The following is a 20,273-nucleotide window of genomic DNA, read 5'->3' as shown; positions in this document are numbered from 1 at the left end:
CATCCTTTCTCTCCTGGGTTTAGCGGCTCGGGATTGTCCGCCGAGAACCGTCAGCCGATACGTTTATCGGCTGGGCCTCATCGACATCTACCGCATGCGCGGCTCGACAACCGCCGCGCTCAGATCAGCTTGACGAGTTGCTTACCGAAGTTCTTGCCCTTCAGAAGACCGATGAACGCCTCGGGCGCCGCATCGAGGCCTTGCGCGATAGTCTCGCGATAGTGCAGCTTCTTCTGCGCAACCAGCGTGCCGAGTTGTTTGAGCGCTTCGGGCCACACGTCCATATGCTCGCTAACGATGAAACCCTGCACCAGCAACCGCTGCGTGAGCATCAGCGACGGATGCTTGAGCGGCAGCGGCTGGCCGTCGTAGCCCGCAATAAATCCACACAACGCGATGCGGCCGAACGCGTTCATACGCGCGAGCGTCACGTCGAGCACTTCGCCGCCGACGTTCTCGAAGTAGCCATCGACACCATTCGGCGTCACCGCTTTGAGGTCCTGATACAGATTGCCGGCCTTGTAGTCGACGCAGGCGTCAAAGCCGAGCGTCTCGACCACATAGCGGCACTTTTCCGCGCCCCCCGCGATGCCGACCGCGCGTGCGCCGGCCAGCTTCGCCAGTTGCCCGACCACACTGCCCACCGCGCCGCTCGCCGCGCTGACCACCACCGTCTCGCCTGCTTTCGGCACGATGATTTTGTTCAGGCCGTACCAGGCGGTGACGCCCGGCATGCCGACCGGGCCGAGATACGCCGACAGCGGCACGTGCGTATCGTCGACTTTCTGCACGCCTGGGCCGTTCGAGGTGCCGTATTCCTGCCAGCCGAACATCGCGACGACCTTGTCGCCTACCGCGAATTTCGGATTCTTCGACTCCACCACTTCGCCCACCGTGCCGCCGATCATCACTTCGTTCAGCGGCTGCGGCGCTGCATACGATTTGCTGTCGTTCATGCGGCCGCGCATGTACGGATCGAGCGACAGGAAGTGATTGCGCACGCGGAATTCGCCGTCGGCGAGCGGCGCCAGCGGGGTTTCGACGAGCTTGAAGTTATCGGGCGTAACAGCGCCTTGCGGACGCGAAGCCAGCACGAGTTGACGGTTGATCTGGGGCATGACGATCGTCTCCATGGGTTACCGATGTGATCGGCGAATAATTCGAACGAACGGCGTCTGCAACAACCGGATCCGGCGCGCGAGGTCTTCAACACGCGCGCTATCCATCCGGTGATTAGCCGTCGCTTGGACCGGGTTTCGCCGAAGGATCGCTGCGCAGACGCTGTTGCGTCACGTCGCGGCCCACGGCCAGACGCCGCATGTATTTGAAGGTGCCGAGCGCTTTGGCGACGAAGTGGCCTTCGCTGTCGCGGATCTCGCCTTCGCAATAGGCCATGGTGGTCGAGCGGTGCAGCACGCGGCCGGTGGCGCGCAATTCGCCGCGGCCCGGCTGCATGAAGTTGACCTTCATTTCGACGGTGACCACGCCGACGCCGTCGCCGGCCAGACTCCGCGCGGCCATTGCGAGCGCGACGTCGGCAAGCGTCATGGTCACGCCGCCATGCGCGACATCCCACGTGTTCATGTGATCGGGCTGCAGCGGCAGCACAACTTCGCTGACGCCGTCGGCCGCCGACACGAGTTGCGCGCCGAGCCGGTCGACGAAGGGACTTTCAGGCAGCGACGCGCTGCCCGTTTTAGATGAGGGCGAATCGGTCATTGCTGATTTCAGATTTCGTAGTCGACACATTCACGCGATTCGCGCACCGCACCGACGAAGCCCTTCAGCGCCGTGTGCGTCGGATGGACCTGGTAGGCGTCGAGCGCGGCTTTGTTGGTGAAGTCCGACACCAGCACGATGTCATAGGTCGATTCGAGGCCCGGTGCCGCGATGCCGACATCGAGCTTGAGCATGCCTGGAACAATGTCGCGGCAGCCTTCGAGCTTTTCCTTCAGCTTCAGAGCGTTTTCAGCACGCGAGGCACCCTCTGCGTGTTCTTTGAGCTTCCACATCACAATATGACGGATCACGGGATCACCTTGTTCAATTCAATTCGTTGAGCTGGGCCTTAGCGCAACAAGAAATGATAACCGCTATGGCGTTCGTGCACGCGCCACCATCCGTGCCGCCAGATATGAAGGCGATCGCTATGTCACGCCACAGCGCGGCGTCGTGTCGATCAGCGCAGCGCATGCGAAACCCGTCGTATTCGTCGTACCCATGCCGGGCCGAAAACGAGCGGCACGGTTTCATCAGTCAAGCCGTGCGCAATCTGACGCGCCTCGTCAAAACGCGGCTGCAACGCGCCACCTGAAACGTCTCTACTGGCGCAGAACAGCCCGCTACAATGCATGACCCAACCCGCTTCCTTCGAGGTGCCGGTCATGTCCTTCTTTCGCGCACTGCTGTCCCGCCGTCACGCCCATCTGGCCGCGATCCTCGCCGCCGTCACGCTGACGCTCAACGGCTGCGCCGGTCTGTTCGGCGGCGACCCTTTGCGCGTGAGCGTGGCCGGCATCGAACCGGTCAACGGTCAAGGCCTCGAGATGCGCTTCAATGTCAAACTGCGTGTACAGAATCCCAATGAATCCGCTGTCAACTTCGACGGCGTGTCGCTCGATCTCGAACTGAACGGCAAACCGTTCGCCAGCGGTGTCAGCGATCAGAGCGGCACCGTGCCGCGCTTTGGCGAAACGGTCGTCAATGTACCGCTGACGGTGCCCGCCTTCGCCGCGGTTCGCCAGGCTTTCGCCTTCGCAGACGCCGCGCAGTCGGGGCAGATTCCGTACATCCTGCGCGGCAAGCTCGCCGGCGGCCTGACGAGCACGACACGCTTCGTCGATCAGGGCACGTTAAGCCTGCCGGCGCTCGGCATGGCTTTGCCCTGATGCGGGCCGGTCCGTGTCGCCAGTCGATGCCGGTGATTCATGCCAGTGACTGATGCCTGTGGCTCATGCCGGCTACCCAGGCAAGCCAAACCCACGCGGATAAAAAAACAGGTGCCGCGAATTCAATGCCTGCACGTCACATCGCACCGAACCACACGACACCCGCTTCTAATCAAGCCCGCTCTCGCGCCTGATCAAACCACTTCGAACAAGCCCGCCGCACCCTGGCCGCCGCCGATACACATCGTCACGACGACCAGCTTCGCACCGCGCCGCTTGCCTTCGATCAGCGCATGGCCGGTCAAACGCGCGCCCGACACGCCATACGGATGGCCCACCGCAATCGCGCCGCCGTTCACGTTCAGGCGGTCGTGCGGAATGCCAAGCTTGTCGGCGCAATACAGCACCTGCACCGCGAACGCTTCGTTCAGCTCCCACAGGTCGATATCTTCGACCTTCAGGCCGGCCTGCTTGAGCAGCTTCGGCACCGCGAACACCGGGCCGATGCCCATCTCGTCCGGCTCGCAACCGGCCACCGCAAAGCCGCGGAAAATGCCGAGCGGTTGCAGACCTTCGCGCTCCGCGACTTTTGCGTTCATCACGACGCAAGCCGACGCGCCGTCCGAGAACTGGCTCGCATTGCCCGCGGTGATCACGCCGCCCGGCATCGCGGTGCGAATCTTCGACACGCCTTCGAGCGTCGTGTCGGCACGAATGCCTTCGTCGGCGCTGACGGTTACTTCTTTCGTGTAGAGACGGCCGGTCGCTTTATCGGCGACGCCGGCGAGCACCGTCAGCGGCACGATCTCGTCCTTGAACTTGCCGGCTTCGAGTGCGGCCGCGGCACGCTGCTGCGAGCGCACGCCGTATTCGTCCTGACGCTCCTTCGAGATCGAGTAGCGCTTCGCGACGTTCTCGGCGGTCTGCAACATCGACCAGTAGATTTCCGGCTTGTTCTTGCTGAGCCAGCCTTCGGTCACCATGTGACGGTTCATCTCGTTCTGCACGCACGAGATCGATTCCACACCACCCGCGACGAACACATCGCCCTCACCGGCGATCACGCGCTGCGCAGCCAGTGCGATGGTCTGCAAACCCGACGAGCAGAAACGGTTCACCGTCATGCCCGGCACGCTAACCGGCAAACCCGCGCGCAGCGCGATCTGCCGCGCGATGTTCATGCCCGTCGCGCCTTCCGGATTCGCGCAGCCCATGATCACGTCTTCAACACGTGCCGGGTCCAGCTTCGCGCGCTCGACAGCGGCCTGCGTCGCATGCCCGCCTAGCGTCGCGCCGTGCGTCATGTTGAAACCGCCGCGCCATGATTTGGCGAGGCCCGTACGGGCGGTCGATACGATTACGGCGTCAGTCATGCATCTCTCCTGTGTCGACCAGAGTTAGCGCTTCAGCGTTTACTCTGGTCCCATGCAAAGCGGTCGGCCCGAGTTGGCGCTTTAGCGCTTACTCGGGCCCCATACAAGTTGGCTGGTACTTCCAGATATTGATAGTGGGCGCGCTGGCGGATCGCTCAGTCGCCCCACTTCACTCATTTCACCCAAGCGGCGGCGATTCAGCCGTTGAACCCACGGCCCTTCGCCGCGAGCTCCGCAATGCTCGGCGCCAGTTGCCAGGCGTCGCCATTCGGGCGCGACGCATAGCGGCGAATCGCGCGCTCGACGTTGTAGAGGCCGACCGTGTCCGCGTACAGCATCGGGCCGCCGCGATAGAGCGGGAAGCCGTAGCCGGTCAGATAAACCATATCGATGTCCGACGCCTTCGACGCAATGCCTTCCTCGAGAATCTTCGCGCCTTCGTTGACGAGCGCGAACACGAGGCGCTCGACGATTTCCTCGTCGCTGATCTTGCGGCGCTCGGCGTTGGTTTCCTTCGAGAACGCCGAGATCATCTCGTCGACCACTTTCGACGGATACGCGGTGCGGTCACCCGCCTTGTAGTCGTACCAGCCGCCACCGGTCTTCTGGCCGAAGCGCCCCGTCTCGCAGAGACGGTCGGCGATCTTCGAGTAATGCATGTCCGGATGTTCCTGATAACGGCGCTTGCGGATCGCCCAGCCAATGTCATTACCCGCCAGGTCGCTCATGCGGAACGGGCCCATCGCGAAGCCGAACTTCTCGATGGCCTTGTCCACTTGCGCGGGCAATGCGCCTTCTTCGAGCATGAAGAGAGCCTGGCGGATGTACTGCTCGATCATCCGGTTGCCAATGAAGCCGTCGCAGACGCCCGAGACCACTGCGGTCTTCTTGATCTTCTTGGAGAGTTTCATGACGGTGGCAAGCACGTCTTTCGCCGTTTCCTTGCCGCGCACGACTTCAAGCAGCTTCATCACGTTGGCCGGGCTGAAGAAGTGCATGCCGACCACGTCCTGCGGACGCTTCGTGAAAGCAGCGATCTTGTCGACGTCCAGAGTGGACGTGTTCGACGCGAGAATTGCGCCGGGCTTCGCCACTTCGTCCAGACGCTTGAACACCTGCTCCTTGACGCCGAGTTCTTCGAACACCGCTTCGACGATCAGGTCGGCGTTTTTCAGGTCGTCATAGGAGAGCGTCGGCGTGATCAAAGCCATGCGTTGTTCCAGCGCTTCGGGCTTGAGCTTGCCTTTCTTGACGGTGGCTTCGTAGTTCTTGCGGATCGTGGCGATGCCGCGATCCAGCGCTTCCTGCTTGGTTTCCAGCAGCGTGACCGGAATGCCCGCGTTGATGAAGTTCATCGCGATGCCGCCGCCCATCGTGCCGGCGCCGATCACGGCCACCTGTTTGATGTCGCGCACTGGCGTATCGGAAGGCACATCGGGAATCTTGCTCGCCGCGCGTTCGCCGAAGAACGCATGACGCAGCGCGTGGCTTTCCGGCGTCTGCACGAGCGCGATGAAGCATTCGCGTTCGAACGCGAGGCCCTTGTCGAAGCCGTTCTGCACGCCCGCTTCCACCGCGTCGATACACTTCTGCGGCGCCGGGAAGTTCTTGGCTATTGCCGCGACGCTATTGCGCGCGAACTGAATGAAACCGGCGGCATTCGGATGCTCGATCTTGCGGTCACGCACCTTCGGATGCGGGCCCGCTTTCGCGCCGACCTTGCGGGCGAACGCGAGTGCCGCTTCAGCGAGATCGCCTTCCACGACTTCGTCGAACAGGCCCGAATCGGCCAGTTTCTCCGACATCACGGGCGCGCCGGAGACGATCATGTTGAGCGCGGCTTCAAGGCCGATTGCGCGCGGCAGGCGCTGCGTGCCGCCCGCGCCCGGCAAGATGCCGAGCTTCACTTCCGGCAGCGCGATCTGCGCGCCGGGTGCGGCGATGCGGTAGTGCGCGCCGAGCGCCAGTTCCAGCCCGCCGCCCATGGCGACGCTATGAATCGCGGCGATAACCGGCTTGGCGCTGCCCTCGACGGCTTTGATAACCGTATGGAGGGTCGGCTCCTGGGTCGCCTTCGGCGTGTTGAATTCGGTGATGTCGGCGCCGCCCGAGAAGGCTTTGCCGGCGCCCGTCAGCACGATCGCCTTGATGGCCGGATCGTTCTGCGCGCGCTCGATCCCTTCGACGATGCCGGCTCGAGTCGAGAGGCCGAGCCCGTTTACGGGGGGATTGTTCAGCGTGATGACGGCCACGCCGTCATGAGTTGTGTAGTCCACTGCCATCTGCCTGCCTCCGTGCGATGAGGCGGCGCATGGCGCGCCGCCTGTCCGGTTGATCGAGTCGGCTCATTGTCCGACTTTAGCTCCGATTTCCCCGGGGTCAGCAGGCAGAATACACAAAAAAGCACGCTCGTTCAATTTATCGTTAGGCGGGGTTTCCCCTGGCAAGCGGAGTCAGGGGGCAATCCTTCTCGTCTTCGAGCGCGGACGGCAGGATGTGGTCGCGGAAAATGTCGCGCAGTTTGAGTTTCTGCAGCTTGCCGGTGGCCGTATGTGGGAGTTCGTCGACGAAGACGACGTCGTCGGGAATCCACCATTTGGCGACCTTGCCGTCGTAGAACGCGAGCAGTTCCTCGCGCGTCACGTCGAAACCTGCCCGTTTGACGATCACCAGCAGCGGGCGCTCGGTCCATTTCGGATGCGCACAGGCGATGCACGCCGCTTCGGCCACCGCTGGATGCGCGATCGCGACGTTCTCGATGTCGATTGAGCTGATCCACTCGCCGCCCGACTTGATCACGTCTTTCGAGCGATCCGTGATATGCAGGAAGCTGTCGCGGTCGATAGTGGCGACATCGCCGGTCGGGAACCAGCCGTTCACCAGCGGCGAATCGTCCTTGCGGAAATATCGGTCGATCACCCAGGGGCCGCGCACGTGCAGATCGCCGAACGCCACACCGTCCCACGGCAGATCGCGCCCGTCTTCGCCCACGATCTTCATATCGACGCCGTAAAGCACATGGCCCTGCTTTTCGAGCAGTTTGCGCTGCTCTGCCAACGGACGCTGACTCTGTTCCCACGTCAGTTTCGACAAGGTACCGAGCGGTGACATCTCCGTCATGCCCCATGCATGGATCACCTGCACGCCGTATTCGTCCTCGAAGGCTCGCAGCATGGCCGGCGGGCACGCTGAACCGCCGATCACCGTGCGATTCAGCGAAGAGAAACGCACCTTGGCCTCGCGCAGGTAGTTGAGCAAGCCGAGCCACACGGTCGGCACACCAGCCGAATACGTGACGCGTTCGCTCTCCATCAATTCATACAGCGATTTGCCGTCGAGATCCTTGCCGGGAAAGACCAGCTTCGCGCCGGTCAGCGGCGCGGCATGAGGAATGCCCCAAGCATTCACATGGAACATCGGCACGACCGGCAGCACGGAGTCGCGCGCGGACAGGCTCATCGCGTCGGGCAGCGACGCGCCGAACGCGTGCAGCACCGTCGAGCGATGCGAGTACAGCGCGCCTTTCGGGTTGCCGGTGGTGCCCGACGTATAGCAGAGGTAAGACGCCTGACGTTCGTCGATGGCCGGCCATTCGTAATTGCCATCCTGCGCTTCGACCAAGGTTTCGTAGCTCAGCACCGGCGTTTGCATCTTCGGCAGATGGTCCTCGTCGGCCAGTGCGATCCAGCCGCGCACTTTGGGGCACTGCGGCGCGAGAGCATCGACGAGCGGTGCGAACGTGGTGTCGAACAGCACGTAGGCGTCGTCGGCGTGGTTGACGATGTAGGCGATCTGATCGGGAAAGAGGCGCGGATTGATCGTGTGGCACACGGCGCCGAAGCCCGTCGTGCCGTAATACGCTTCCAGATGCCGGTAGCCGTTCCAGGCCAGCGTGGCCACCCGCTCGCCGGGCTCGACGCCAAGCGCGATCAGCGCCTGCGCCAGCTGCTTCGCGCGCTTTTCGCAGTCGCGGTAGGTGTAGCGATGCACGTCGCCTTCGATGCGCCGCGACACGATCTCGGTGTCGCCGAAATGCCGCGCAGCATGCGCGAGCAACGAGGACACAGTGAGCGGCACGTCCATCATCTGGCCAAGCAGCGGCGTCGTCATAAAGAGAGGTCTCCTCGCCTTGTTTGCGTCATTAGGGTGGCAGTTCGGGGGCCGCGCGGCGCGCTCCGTTTGAGTAACGTTTGAGTCGCACGAAACGCTTCGGTGGGTCCGCGCGGCGTGTTCTGGAACGGCGCAGGCGCGCTCCGGCAGGAGATGCCCGGCACGCAGGCGGCATCAGCCTAACGGCCGGCCAGCAGCTCCGCGGGCGCGGACTTACAATATCGGTTAATCCAGAGGCGCTCAATATGTCGTTTTCCCCAAGCATTGCAGGGTTATCCGGGCCTTTATCGGCTCTTTCCGACGCACTTATCACCTCGCCCGAAAGCGCCTTTGCGCAGCTCGGCAGCGCGTTTCTAACGCGGCTGCCCGCGGCCCCGCTGAGTGCGCCGTACGTGGTCGGGTTCTCCGAAGAAACCGCCGCGTTGCTCGGTTTAGAGCCTGGGCTCCAGAACGATCCGGGCTTCGCCGAACTGTTTTCCGGCAATGCCACGCGTGAATGGCCTTCCGAAGCGCTGCCGTATGCGTCGGTGTATTCGGGCCATCAGTTCGGCGTGTGGGCCGGCCAGCTCGGTGATGGCCGCGCACTCGGTCTCGGCGAAGTCGAGCACAACGGCCAACGCTTCGAGCTGCAGCTCAAAGGCGCGGGCCGAACGCCCTATTCGCGCATGGGCGATGGCCGCGCCGTGCTGCGTTCGTCGATCCGCGAATATCTGTGTTCGGAAGCGATGCATCACCTCGGCATTCCGACCACGCGCGCGCTGTGCGTGATCGGCTCCGACCAGCCGGTGCGCCGCGAGGAAGTCGAAACCGCGGCGGTCGTCACGCGCGTGGCGCCGAGTTTCGTGCGCTTCGGGCACTTCGAACATTTCTATTCGAACGATCGCGTCGATGCACTGCGCGCGCTCGCCGATCACGTGATCGACCGCTTCTATCCGCATTGCCGCGAAGCCGACGATCCGTATCTCGCGCTGCTGAATGAAGCGGTGATATCGACGGCCGATCTGATGGTCGAATGGCAAGCCGTTGGCTTCTGCCACGGCGTGATGAATACCGACAACATGTCGATCCTCGGTCTCACGATCGACTACGGCCCGTTCGGTTTCATGGACGGCTTCGACGCCGGCTACATCTGCAATCACTCTGACTCGCAAGGCCGTTACGCGTACAAGATGCAACCGCAGATCGCGTACTGGAACCTCTTTTGCCTTGCGCAAGGCCTGCTGCCGCTCTTGGGTGAACAACATGACGAAAGCGTGCGCGGCGACAAGGCGATCGAAGACGCACAGCGCGTGCTCGGCGGATTTAAGGACCGTTTCGCACCGGCGTTGGAGAAGCGCATGCGCGCCAAGCTCGGTCTTGAAAGCGAGCGTGAAGGCGACGACACATCGGGCGACGCTTCGCCGGGCGACGCCTCGCTGGTAAACCGCCTGTTCGAAGTGATGCACGCCAACCGTGCGGATTTCACGCTGACCTTCCGCAATCTGGCGCGCATTTCCAAACACGATGCGAGCGGCGACGCGCCGGTGCGCGACCTATTCCTCGACCGCGTCGCATTCGATGCGTGGGTGAACGACTACCGCGCGCGCCTGTCCGAAGAAACACGCGACGACGCCGCGCGCGCCATTGCAATGAACCGTGTGAACCCCAAATTCGTACTTCGTAATCACCTGGCGGAAACGGCGATCCGCCGGGCGAAAGAGAAGGACTTCTCCGAAGTGGAACGTTTGGCCGCAGTTCTGCGCCGCCCATTCGACGAGCAGCCGGAAAACGAAGCGTATGCGGGGCTGCCGCCGGATTGGGCCAGCTCGCTGGAAGTGAGTTGCTCTTCGTGACGAGCCCCCAAAACAATCTTGAGACAGGAACCCCGACCATGAACAAGCCTGACGACCTCAACACCGGCGCCCCCGCCGTGCAGAAAGACGACGCCGAGTGGCGCAAACAACTCTCCGACATCGAATACCAGGTGACGCGCCACGCGGCCACCGAACGCCCCTTCACCGGCCGCTACCATGACCACTGGGACCGCGGCATCTATGACTGCGTCTGTTGCGGCACGCCGCTGTTCGAATCGGACACCAAGTTCGACGCCGGTTGCGGCTGGCCGAGCTACTTCAAGCCGATCAACGGCGAAGTGATCGCCGAGAAAACCGACCGCACGCACGGCATGCTGCGCATCGAGGTGCAGTGCAAGAACTGCGGCGCGCATCTCGGCCACGTGTTCGAAGACGGGCCGGCGCCGACCGGTCTGCGTTACTGCATCAATTCGGCTGCGTTACAATTCGAGCCCAAGTAACGCAGCGCGGAGTTCGGCGCGTTGCCGGCAGGCTCCTGTCATAAAGCGCCCGCCGGCCGCGACACCCTTCATCCGGCTTGCAAACCGGTTGACCCGGCGGTCAACCCGGCGCGGCGATCATGCTACGAACGGCGCAACGCGCCGTTCCCGGCTGCCGCGGCGGGTTTCTGCAGCATCCCTGCCACCGGGCGCCCCGCGCCGCGTCCCTGTTTCTCCGATCGACTCTCCGACCCACTCTCCGAATCCCCGACCAGATAATGAAATTCCTGTTCGATCTGTTCCCGATCATCCTGTTTTTCGTCGCCTTCAAGCTATGGGGCATTTTCACGGCGACGGCAGTGGCGATCGTTGCCACGCTGGTGCAGATCGCGTGGGTGGCATTCCGCCACCGCAAGGTCGATCCGATGCTGTGGGTGAGCCTCGGTGTCGTTACCGTATTCGGCGGCGCGACGCTCGTGCTGCACAACGACACCTTCATCAAATGGAAGCCGACCGTGCTGTATTGGGCGTTTTCGGTCGCGCTGATCGTCTCGCAACTGGCCTTCAACAAGAACCTGATTGAAGCGATGATGGGCAAGCAGATCACGCTGCCGCACGTGATCTGGGGCAAGCTGAATATCGTCTGGGCGATTTTCTTCGTGCTGCTGGGGCTGGTGAACCTGTTCGTCGCGTATCACTACACGACCGATCAGTGGGTCAATTTCAAGCTGTTCGGCGCGACCGGATGCCTCGTGGTATTCATCGTCGGACAGAGTTTGTGGCTGTCGAAGTATCTGAAGGAAGAATGACATGACGAGCGATGTGTTCATGCACGCCACCACCGCCGAGCGTGCCGCGCTGATCGAGGCGCGCCTGATCGCGGCGCTTGCACCGGTTGCCTCGATCCAGATCACGGATGACAGCGCGCAGCACGCTGGCCACGCCGGCGCCTCCGCCGGCGGTCATTTCTCTGTCACGATCGTGGCGGCCGCATTCGCCGGTAAGGCCCGCGTGGCGCGGCATCGCATGGTGTATGATGCGCTGGCCGATGCCATGCAGCGCGGCATTCACGCCCTTGCAATCACGGCGTATACGCCCGAAGAATTTGCTTTGTTGCCCCGCTAGGAAACCTTTCGATGACCTTAAAGAAAACCCGCCTTTGGGTATTGCTGGCTGCATTTGCGGCCGCACCTGCATTCGCACAGAACATCGCTGTCGTGAACGGCACGCCTATTCCGAAAGCGCGCGCCGACGCGCTGATCGATCAACTGGTTCATCAAGGCCAGCAAAACACGCCGCAACTGCAAATGGCCGTGCGCGAAGAGCTGGTGAACCGCGAAATCCTGATGCAGGAAGCGCTGCGCCGCGGCCTGCCGAATCGTCCGGACATCAAGGCGCAAATCGCCGTTGCACAGCAAACGGTTGTGCTGCGCGCGTTGATCGAAGACTTCGTGAAGAACAACACGCCGACCGACGCCGAAGTCACCGCGCGCTACAACGCGCTGATCAAGGACGCGGGCGGCAAGGAATATCACCTGCACCACATCCTGGTGGACAACGAACAGCAAGCTAAGGATCTGATCGCCAAGATCAAGGCCGGCGCCAGCTTCGAAGACCTCGCCAAGCAATTCTCGAAGGATCCGGGATCGGGCAAGAACGGCGGCGACCTGGACTGGTCGGACCCGAAGGCCTACGTGCCTGAATTCGCGGACGCGGCCACGCATCTGCAGAAAGGCCAGATGACCGACACGCCGGTGCATACGCAATTCGGCTGGCACATCATCCGTGTCGACGACGTGCGCAACATCACGCCGCCGCCGCTCGAGCAAGTGCGTCCGCAGATCGTGCAGCAGATCCAGCAGGAAAAGCTGCAGGCGTTCGAAGAAGGTCTGCGTAAGAACGCGAAGATTCAGTAAGCGTTTTTCGCTGCTTCGGAACAAATAAAAAAAAACCGCCCGAGGGCGGTTTTTTTATTTTCCCACCATCAACCCAGCCAGCGGCGTGCGTTCTGGAACACGCGCAGCCACGGGCTCGCGTCCGTGCTGCCCTCGCCCCAACCTTCCGGATGCCAGCTCATCTGCACCGCGCGATGCACACGCTCGGTGTGCGGCATCAGCACGGTGAAGCGGCCATCGGGTGTCGTAACCGACGTGATGCCGTCTGGCGAACCGTTCGGGTTGAACGGATACTGCTCCGTTGCCTGACCACGGTGATCGACGTAACGCATCGCCACGGCCACCTTCGACGCATCGCCCTGCTGCGAGAAGTCCGCGTAACCCTCGCCGTGCGCAATCGCCACCGGAATGCGCGAGCCTTCCATGCCGGCAAAGAAGAGCGACGGCGAAGCCTGCACTTCGACCAGCGAGAAGCGCGCTTCGAATTTCTCCGACTTGTTGCGCGTGAACTTCGGCCAGGCTTCGGCGCCCGGAATCATCGACGCGAGGCTGCTCATCATCTGGCAGCCGTTGCAGATGCCCAGCGCAAACGTGTCTTCGCGACCGAAGAACGCGGCGAACATATCGGCGAGTTGCGAGTTGAAACGAATCGCCTTCGCCCAGCCTTCACCGGCGCCCAGCGTATCGCCGTATGAGAAGCCGCCGCACGCCACCGCACCAGCGAAATCCGCCAGATTGGCGCGGCCGGCCAGCAGGTCGCTCATGTGCACGTCGTGCGCGTCGAAGCCTGCGCGGTCGAATGCATAAGCCGTTTCGAGGTGCGAGTTCACGCCCTGCTCGCGCAGGATCGCAACACGCGGGCGTGCGGCCTTAGAAATGAAGGGCGCGGCGACGTCTTCCGAAGGATCGAACGTGAGGATCGGCGAGATGCCCGGATCGGCGGCGTCGGAGAGCGCATCGTATTCGGCATCGGCACAAGCCGGGTTGTCGCGCAGACGCGAAATACGCCAACTCACTTCGCTCCACGCGCGATGCAATTCGGTACGCGGTGCGTCGTAGATCTTCTTTGCGTCGCGATAGATTTCGATCGTATCGCGCTCATTGGTCTTGCCGATCACATGCGAGCATGCCGACAGACCGTGTTCGCGCAACGCGCCCAGCACCGCGTCGCGGTCCGCCGCGCGCACCTGAATCACGGCGCCAAGTTCCTCGGTGAAGAGCGCGCGGATCGTGCGGTCTTCACGACGGCCGCTGGTCTGCTTCGCCCAGTCTTTCGCGTCGCCGTAATCGGATTCGTGGTTCGGATCGAGCACCAGCATGTCGACGTTCAGCGACACGCCGACGTGACCCGCAAACGCCATTTCGCAAACCGTCGCCCACAGGCCGCCGTCCGAGCGATCGTGGTACGCGAGCAGCTTGCCGTCGCTATTGAGCGACTGAATCGCGGTGAAGAAACGCTTCAGATCTTCCGGATCGTCGACGTCCGGCACCGTGTCGCCGACCTGCTGCGTGACTTGCGCGAGAATACTGCCGCCCAGACGATGCTTGGCGCGACCAAGGTCGATCGCGATCAGCACGGAATCGCCCTCGCCACCCGTTCCGCTCGCGCGGCGCAGTTGCGGCGTGAGGTGCTTACGCACGTCTTCAACCGGCGCGAATGCCGAGATGATCAGCGAAACCGGCGCGACCACTTCCTTCGCAACGCCACGGTCTTCCCACTTGGTGCGCATGGACAGCGAATCCTTGCCGACCGGAATGCTGATGCCAAGCGCCGGGCACAGTTCCATGCCAATGGCCTTGACCGTGTCGTACAGCGCGGCGTCTTCGCCTGCTGCGCCGCACGCGGCCATCCAGTTTGCCGACAGCTTGAGCTTATCGAGCGACGCGATCGGCGCCGCCGCGATGTTGGTGACCGCCTCGCCGACCGCCATGCGGCCCGACGCCGGCGCGTTGATCACGGCGAGCGGCGTACGCTCGGCCATGGTCATTGCTTCGCCGCGGAAGCCTGCGTAGTCCATTGTCGTGATGGCGACGTCCGCCACCGGCACTTGCCACGGGCCGACCATCTGGTCGCGCGCGGTCGTGCCGCCAACAGAGCGGTCGCCGATCGTGATCAGAAACGACTTGCTGGCGACCGTGGGGTGACGCAGCACGCTGACTGCGACTTCCGACAACGCGATGCCGGTAACGTCCACCGGTTCGAGCTTCTGCTCGACGCGCTTCACGTCGCGATGCATGCGCGGCGCCTTGCCGAGCAGCACTTCCATCGGCATGTCGACCGGCTCATGTGCACCGTTGTCATTCGACTCCGAATCGATCACTTTCAGCTGACGCTCAGCCGTGGCCGTGCCGACCACCGCGAAGGGGCAACGCTCGCGCTCGCACATGGCTTCGAAGGCAGGCAGATCGGCCGGCGCAATCGCCAGCACGTAACGCTCCTGCGCTTCGTTCGACCAGATTTCGCGCGGCGACAAACCGCTCTCTTCCAGCTGGATCTTGCGCAGATCGAAGATCGCGCCCTTGCTGGCGCCGTCCACGACTTCCGGGAACGCGTTCGAGAGACCGCCCGCGCCCACGTCGTGAATGCTCAGAATCGGGTTCTTCTCGCCGAGCTGCCAGCACGCGTTGATCACTTCCTGCGCACGGCGCTCGATTTCCGGATTGCCGCGCTGGACCGAGTCGAAGTCGAGTTCGGCCGTGTTGGTGCCGGTCGCCATCGAGCTGGCGGCGCCGCCGCCCATGCCGATGCGCATACCCGGGCCGCCGATCTGGATCAGCAGCGACCCTTCCGGCAGATCGTGCTTGTGCGTGTGCTGATCGGAGATATTGCCGATGCCGCCGGCGATCATGATCGGCTTGTGATAACCACGCACCAGACCCGCGACGTTCTGCTCGTAAGCGCGGAAATAGCCACCCAGATTCGGACGGCCGAATTCGTTGTTGAACGCGGCGCCGCCGAGCGGGCCGTCGATCATAATTTGCAGCGGCGACGCGATGCGGTCAGGACGGCCGTACGCTTCGTACTTGTCGTCCGGGTTCCGGTGCGCCAGCGGCTGCGCGGCATCGCGCGAGTTTTCCCATGCTTCGACGCCGTCCGGCAATTCCAGATTCGACACCGTGAAGCCCGCCAGACCCGCCTTCGGACGCGCGCCGCGGCCGGTCGCGCCTTCGTCGCGGATTTCGCCGCCCGCGCCGGTCGAGGCGCCCGGGAACGGCGAGATCGCGGTTGGGTGATTGTGCGTCTCCACCTTCATCAAGGTGTGCGTCAGTTCGACGTTGCGGCGGTAGTGCTCAGGCAACGCGTTTTCACCGAGTTCAGCCGGCGTGCGCGGGAACCAGCGCTCGGCCACACCGCCCGCCATGATCGCCGAGTTGTCCGAATAGGCAACGATGGTGCCCTGCGGGTTCAGCTTCTCCGTGTTGCGGATCATGTTGAATAGCGAGATGTCCTGCTTCTCGCCGTCGATCGTCCATTCCGCGTTGAAGATCTTGTGACGGCAGTGTTCGCTGTTGGCTTGCGCGAACATCATCAGTTCGACGTCGGTCGGGTTGCGGCCGAGTTTCGTGAAAGCGTCGACGAGGTAATCGATTTCGTCGTCGGCGAGCGCGAGGCCCAGTTCCGTGTTCGCCGCTTCCAACGCGCCGCGGCCGTTGTGCAACACGTCGACGGTTTGCAGCGGCTTGGCCGGCAGTTCGTCGAACAGATGCATCGCGTGGTCACGCGACGGCGCAACGCTCTCGGTCATGCGGTCGTGCAGCGCCGCGGCGACCGCCTCGCGGGCTTCGTCGGAGAGCGCCTTCTTGCCGCCCAGCAGGCCGCTTTTCAGCGTGACCGTGTATTCGACACCGCGCTCGATGCGGCGCACCTGCGTCAGGCCGCAGAGGTGGGCGATATCGGTTGCCTTGCTGGCCCACGGCGACACCGTGCCGAAGCGCGGCACCACGAGGAAGGTTTCGGCCGTGCCGCGCTCTTTCGTTTCTTCGAGCGGATCGCCGTAGTGCATCAGCGCTTCGATCTTTGCGTTGTCTTCCGCGGAGAGCGGGGTTTGCGCGTTGACGAAGTGCAGATACTGCCCGCGCACGCCGGTAATGTTGGCGTCGATGCGCGTAAGCGTTTCGAGCAGGCGGGTTTGACGGAAATCGGAAAGGGCCGAAGCGCCGGGGAAACACGAGAAGTGGGCCATGGACTTGACGTTGCGTCGCTAATGATGCCGATGAGTGATGCCGATGAGTCGCGCGTGAAGGCGACGTGAGGCGGAAAGGAAGTCCGGGATTATACCCCGGGAACGGGCTTCCAACGGGCTTCGCACCAGGGTTTCGGTGGGGTCCGCATGGCGGCTCGGGCGCGCCGTTGCGGCGCTTTAGCGTGGCGCTCGCGTGGCAGAGCCATCCGTTTGGCTGCTATCATTCGCCCTTTCACCAGATCGGCGCGAGCGGCCTGAGCAATGCCAGGCAACGCGCCGCATGCCACGCTTAACGGGAACGCGGCGGTTCGGCGTCCCGCCGGCAAATCGAATCAGATCATGGATGTCATCGTCATTGGCGGCGGGATCGTGGGCGTCGCCACCGCTTATCAACTGCGCGCGGCCGGTCACCGGGTATGCGTCGTCGAACGCCACGCAACGGTCGCGCAAGGCGCAACCTATGGGCATGGCGGCACCGTGCTGCCGACCCCGCTCGACGTCTGGTTCGGCCCGACTTTCATGGCGAGCCGTCAGGGTGTCAAAAACGGCGTGATCAGCAAGGCTGGCTTTAACGGGGCGGCGCGCCAGTTCGTCAAGCAGCTGGCCGCTTTGCAGGAGCCTGAGGCGTTCAGCCGCCAGTACGCGCGGCTGCGTCCGCTGATCGAAGCGTCGCGTGACGCGATGGCCGATATCGAAGCGCGCTTCGGACTGGAATTCGAACAGGCCAGCGGCCTCCTCTATCTGGTGCGTTCCGAGCAGGAATGGCAACAGACCCAGACTGCGCTTGATCTGCTGCGCCAATACGAAGTCCCGCACCACGTGCTGACGCCGGCCGAATGCGCCGCGTACGAGCATTCCGTGCGGACCGAGCCGGAATTCGCCGGCGGCGTGCTGTTCGACCACGAGCGCACGGCCAATTGCCCGCTTTTCGCGAAACTGATCAAGCAGACCCTCGATACGCAGGGCGGCGTGCAATTCATGTTGGGCTGCGAAGTCTCGGCGATCCGCCTCGAAGGTCAGCGCGCCGCGGTGGAACTGGCGCCACGGCTGGGCGCCAACTCCACCGCAGCGCGCTCACGCGAAGTCGACGTGATCAACGCCGACGCGATTGTCGTCGCCGCGGGTTACGGCAGCCTGCCGCTGCTCGAGCGCTTGGGGCTGCGGCTGCCGCTGCATCCGTTGCGCCTGCATAACCTGGTGGCGCCGATTGCGCATGAGGAATGCGCACCGCACGTCGCGATTGTGGACGCGGTCAAGCGGATTACAGTCAGCCGCATGAATCATCGCCTGCGGGTTGCGGGCGGTGCGGTTTTGCAGAGCCCCGGACAGATTGACAAACCGCTCGGCGAAGCGTTGACGAAGGAAGCGCTGGCGTTGCTGGGCCAGGCGACTCATGACTGGATCCCGGGCGCGGCCCGGATCTCCGCGGCCTTGCCGTGGGAAGGCGTCAAACTGCTGTCGCCGGACGGTTTGCCGGTGATCGGCAATGCGCTTCATCCGCGCCTGTTCGTCAACGCCGGCCTCGGGCCTGCCGGCTGGGGTCTGGCATGCGGTTCGGGCAAACTGATCGCCGACCTGATCTCAGACAAGCCCCCCGACGTCCCTGCGGACACCCTGGCTGCACTGCGCGCGGACCGATTCCAGTAAACGGCGGGCCCGCCCGGAGCCTATCGGCACTACCATAGTGACTCCCAAAGCTTCCTCACCATGCCTAAGGTGAACTCCAAGCCTCGCCATGACCGTGCCCGAATCCACGCTCCCGACGTTAATCAGCCCGCGCAACCGGGCGTTGCCGCTGCTCACGCTCACCGACCTGCGAATCCTTGAAACCCAGGCCGCGGCAGCACTGCCGCAGCACACGCTGATGTCCCGCGCCGGAAAAGCCGCCGCGAGCTACCTGCAAGAACGGATCACCCGCGACACATCGACCGAAAAATCGAAGCACAAGGTATGGGTCATAGCAGGCCCGGGCAACAACGGCGGCGACGCATTGATCATGGCCGCGGAGCTCCACCAGGCAGGCATCGCCGTAGACCTGTGCATGCCGCTTGAAGTCAAGCCGGACGACGCCCGCTGGGCGCTCGACACAGCCCGTGCGGCGGGCGTAGCCATTACCACGGCGCCGCCGGCCTCGCTGGACAGCTACACGTGGCTGGTGGACGGCATGTTCGGCATCGGCCTGACCCGCCCCCTGGAAGGCATCTTTGCCACCATCGCCCGCCAACTCTCGCAACGCACGAAAGCAAAGTCCAGAAGGGGTGGCGTTCTGGCGCTCGACACGCCAAGCGGCCTCGACAGCGACACCGGCACGGTAGTCGGCGAGAGGCGGGACCCTGACCAGGGCCGAAGCGAAAACCAGAGCGATGGCCTCGCGGTCCACGCCACCCACACGATCACCTTCATCGGCGCGAAACCCGGCCTCTTCACAGCACAGGGCCGCGATCTCGCCGGCACGGTGATAGTGGCGCCGATCGGCATCGACAGCACCGCCCGCACGGCCGTGCAACTCAACGCGCCCGAGTTGTTCGCCGCCTTCCTGCCGTCGCGCGACTTCGCCACCAACAAGGGCAGCTTCGGCAGCCTTGCCGTGGTCGGCGGCGACACCGGCATGTGCGGCGCGCCGATCCTCGCCTCGCGCGCGGCGCTCTACACCGGCGCGGGTAAAGTGCACGTCGCCTTGCTCGGCGACGGCGCCCCGCCCTACGATCCGCCGCACCCCGAACTGATGCTGCATGCCGTCGACGATCTGCCGCTCGACAAGATGGACGCGCTCGCCGTCGGCTGCGGCATGGGTCTGCGCGACCGCGCCACGCGTGTCATGCACGACATGCTGCCGCTCGACGTGCCCAAACTGTTCGACGCCGACGCGCTCAATCTGATTTCGACAGACCCGTCGCTCGCCGCCGAAGTCACCGCGCGCGGCGTGCAAGGCGACCCGTGCGTGCTGACGCCGCATCCGCTCGAAGCCGCGCGCCTGCTCGGCACCGACGCGCCGAGTGTGCAACGCGACCGTCTCGCCGCCGCACGGGCGCTGGCTGCACGCTTTGCCGCCGTGGTCGTGCTGAAAGGCTCGGGCACCGTCATCGCCGCGCCGGACGGCCGCGTCGCGATCAATCCAACCGGCAACGCCGCACTCGCGACTGGCGGCACCGGCGATGTGCTCGGCGGCATCATCGGCGCACTGCTTGCACAGCATCTGCCGCGATACGAAGCCGCGCTGGCAGGCGTCTACCTGCACGGCCTCGCCGCCGACACGCTGAGCGCACAAGGCCACGGCCCGGCGGGTTTGACGGCGGGTGAACTCGCGCCGATGGTACGGACCTTGCTGAACCGACTGTTCTATCCGGCAGCGGCTGAATGATCCCACCCATCCAGAAGTGTGCCTGGGCTTGGGACTGTGTCTGGGACGCCCAGGGCCGTTAATTTCTCCTTCCGCAGGCGCAACGTCGTAAGTGTTCAAAATTCAAGGCGTTGCGCCGCAGTTCGATAGTTACGCTTCGATCAGATGTCGCTCGCAGGCAGTTCAGTGCCATGGAGCGCAGACGGGCCAG

At 63.7% G+C, this 20,273-nt stretch carries 16 protein-coding genes; 8 read left to right on the top strand and 8 right to left on the bottom strand.

Going from position 1 to position 20,273, the window contains the following annotated elements:
• Positions 1-119: 119 nt before the first annotated feature.
• The 4 genes from GNZ13_RS11670 to GNZ13_RS11655 form a co-directional block, all read right to left on the bottom strand.
• Positions 120-1,118 (bottom strand): NADP-dependent oxidoreductase, encoded by a 999-nt coding sequence (locus tag GNZ13_RS11670; RefSeq protein ID WP_172163811.1) that lies wholly within the window; start codon positions 1,116-1,118, stop codon positions 120-122.
• Positions 1,119-1,233: 115 nt separating this feature from the next.
• On the bottom strand, positions 1,234-1,719 hold the full coding sequence (locus tag GNZ13_RS11665; protein ID WP_172163808.1) for a PaaI family thioesterase: 486 nt from the start codon (positions 1,717-1,719) through the stop codon (positions 1,234-1,236).
• A gap of 8 nt (positions 1,720-1,727) precedes the next feature.
• Entirely contained in the window at positions 1,728-2,030 is a 303-nt protein-coding gene (locus GNZ13_RS11660) for a Dabb family protein (RefSeq protein ID WP_172163805.1), read from the bottom strand.
• A 149-nt stretch (positions 2,031-2,179) separates the two neighbouring features.
• Complete coding sequence (locus GNZ13_RS11655; RefSeq protein WP_172163803.1) at positions 2,180-2,386, bottom strand: hypothetical protein; 207 nt, start codon at positions 2,384-2,386, stop codon at positions 2,180-2,182.
• Between GNZ13_RS11655 and GNZ13_RS11650 the strand changes: the two genes are divergently transcribed.
• Positions 2,385-2,888 (top strand): LEA type 2 family protein, encoded by a 504-nt coding sequence (locus GNZ13_RS11650; protein WP_172163800.1) that lies wholly within the window; start codon positions 2,385-2,387, stop codon positions 2,886-2,888. The two genes, GNZ13_RS11655 and GNZ13_RS11650, sit on opposite strands and share 2 nt — an antisense overlap.
• A 194-nt stretch (positions 2,889-3,082) precedes the next feature.
• Here the strand turns inward: GNZ13_RS11650 and GNZ13_RS11645 are convergent, their stop codons facing one another.
• The 3 genes from GNZ13_RS11645 to GNZ13_RS11635 form a co-directional block, all read right to left on the bottom strand.
• Positions 3,083-4,261, bottom strand: a complete 1,179-nt coding sequence (locus tag GNZ13_RS11645) for an acetyl-CoA C-acyltransferase (RefSeq protein WP_172163797.1) — start codon at positions 4,259-4,261, stop codon at positions 3,083-3,085.
• Positions 4,262-4,458: 197 nt separating this feature from the next.
• Positions 4,459-6,543, bottom strand: a complete 2,085-nt coding sequence (locus tag GNZ13_RS11640) for a 3-hydroxyacyl-CoA dehydrogenase NAD-binding domain-containing protein (RefSeq protein WP_172163794.1) — start codon at positions 6,541-6,543, stop codon at positions 4,459-4,461.
• A gap of 142 nt (positions 6,544-6,685) precedes the next feature.
• Positions 6,686-8,371, bottom strand: a complete 1,686-nt coding sequence (locus tag GNZ13_RS11635; protein ID WP_172163791.1) for a 3-(methylthio)propionyl-CoA ligase — start codon at positions 8,369-8,371, stop codon at positions 6,686-6,688.
• Positions 8,372-8,616: 245 nt separating this feature from the next.
• Here GNZ13_RS11635 and GNZ13_RS11630 point away from each other — a divergent pair, with 245 nt between their 5' ends.
• The 5 genes from GNZ13_RS11630 (at position 8,617) to GNZ13_RS11610 (ending at position 12,559) form a co-directional block, all read left to right on the top strand.
• Positions 8,617-10,203, top strand: coding sequence for a protein adenylyltransferase SelO (locus GNZ13_RS11630; protein ID WP_172163788.1), 1,587 nt, complete (start codon positions 8,617-8,619; stop codon positions 10,201-10,203).
• Between the two features lie 38 nt (positions 10,204-10,241).
• Positions 10,242-10,664: a peptide-methionine (R)-S-oxide reductase MsrB gene (gene msrB, locus GNZ13_RS11625; protein WP_172163785.1), complete on the top strand. Its 423-nt coding sequence runs from the start codon at positions 10,242-10,244 to the stop codon at positions 10,662-10,664.
• 257 nt (positions 10,665-10,921) lie between these two features.
• Positions 10,922-11,452 carry a septation protein A gene (locus GNZ13_RS11620; protein WP_172163782.1) on the top strand — a complete coding sequence of 177 codons (531 nt, stop codon included), beginning with the start codon at positions 10,922-10,924 and terminating at the stop codon, positions 11,450-11,452.
• Position 11,453: 1 nt separating this feature from the next.
• Positions 11,454-11,768, top strand: a complete 315-nt coding sequence (locus tag GNZ13_RS11615) for a BolA family protein (RefSeq protein ID WP_172163779.1) — start codon at positions 11,454-11,456, stop codon at positions 11,766-11,768.
• A gap of 11 nt (positions 11,769-11,779) precedes the next feature.
• A complete protein-coding gene (locus GNZ13_RS11610; RefSeq protein ID WP_054042673.1) occupies positions 11,780-12,559 on the top strand; it encodes a peptidylprolyl isomerase in 780 nt (259 codons plus the stop codon).
• Between the two features lie 68 nt (positions 12,560-12,627).
• Here the strand turns inward: GNZ13_RS11610 and purL are convergent, their stop codons facing one another.
• Positions 12,628-16,722: a phosphoribosylformylglycinamidine synthase gene (purL, locus tag GNZ13_RS11605; protein WP_172163776.1), complete on the bottom strand. Its 4,095-nt coding sequence runs from the start codon at positions 16,720-16,722 to the stop codon at positions 12,628-12,630.
• Positions 16,723-17,061: 339 nt separating this feature from the next.
• On the opposite strand from purL, the gene GNZ13_RS11600 reads away from it, so the two are divergent.
• The gene (locus GNZ13_RS11600; RefSeq protein WP_172163773.1) at positions 17,062-18,369 is read left to right on the top strand and encodes an FAD-dependent oxidoreductase; all 1,308 of its coding nucleotides are present in this window, start codon (positions 17,062-17,064) and stop codon (positions 18,367-18,369) included.
• 88 nt (positions 18,370-18,457) lie between these two features.
• Positions 18,458-20,083 (top strand): NAD(P)H-hydrate dehydratase, encoded by a 1,626-nt coding sequence (locus GNZ13_RS11595; RefSeq protein WP_172163770.1) that lies wholly within the window; start codon positions 18,458-18,460, stop codon positions 20,081-20,083.
• The last annotated feature ends 190 nt before the right edge of the window (positions 20,084-20,273 follow it).

It is taken from the genome of Paraburkholderia elongata, assembly GCF_013177735.1.
Lineage (GTDB): Bacteria > Pseudomonadota > Gammaproteobacteria > Burkholderiales > Burkholderiaceae > Paraburkholderia > Paraburkholderia elongata.
Note: the sequence above shows the minus strand (reverse complement) of the source record. Positions and strands in the feature narration are given on the sequence as shown.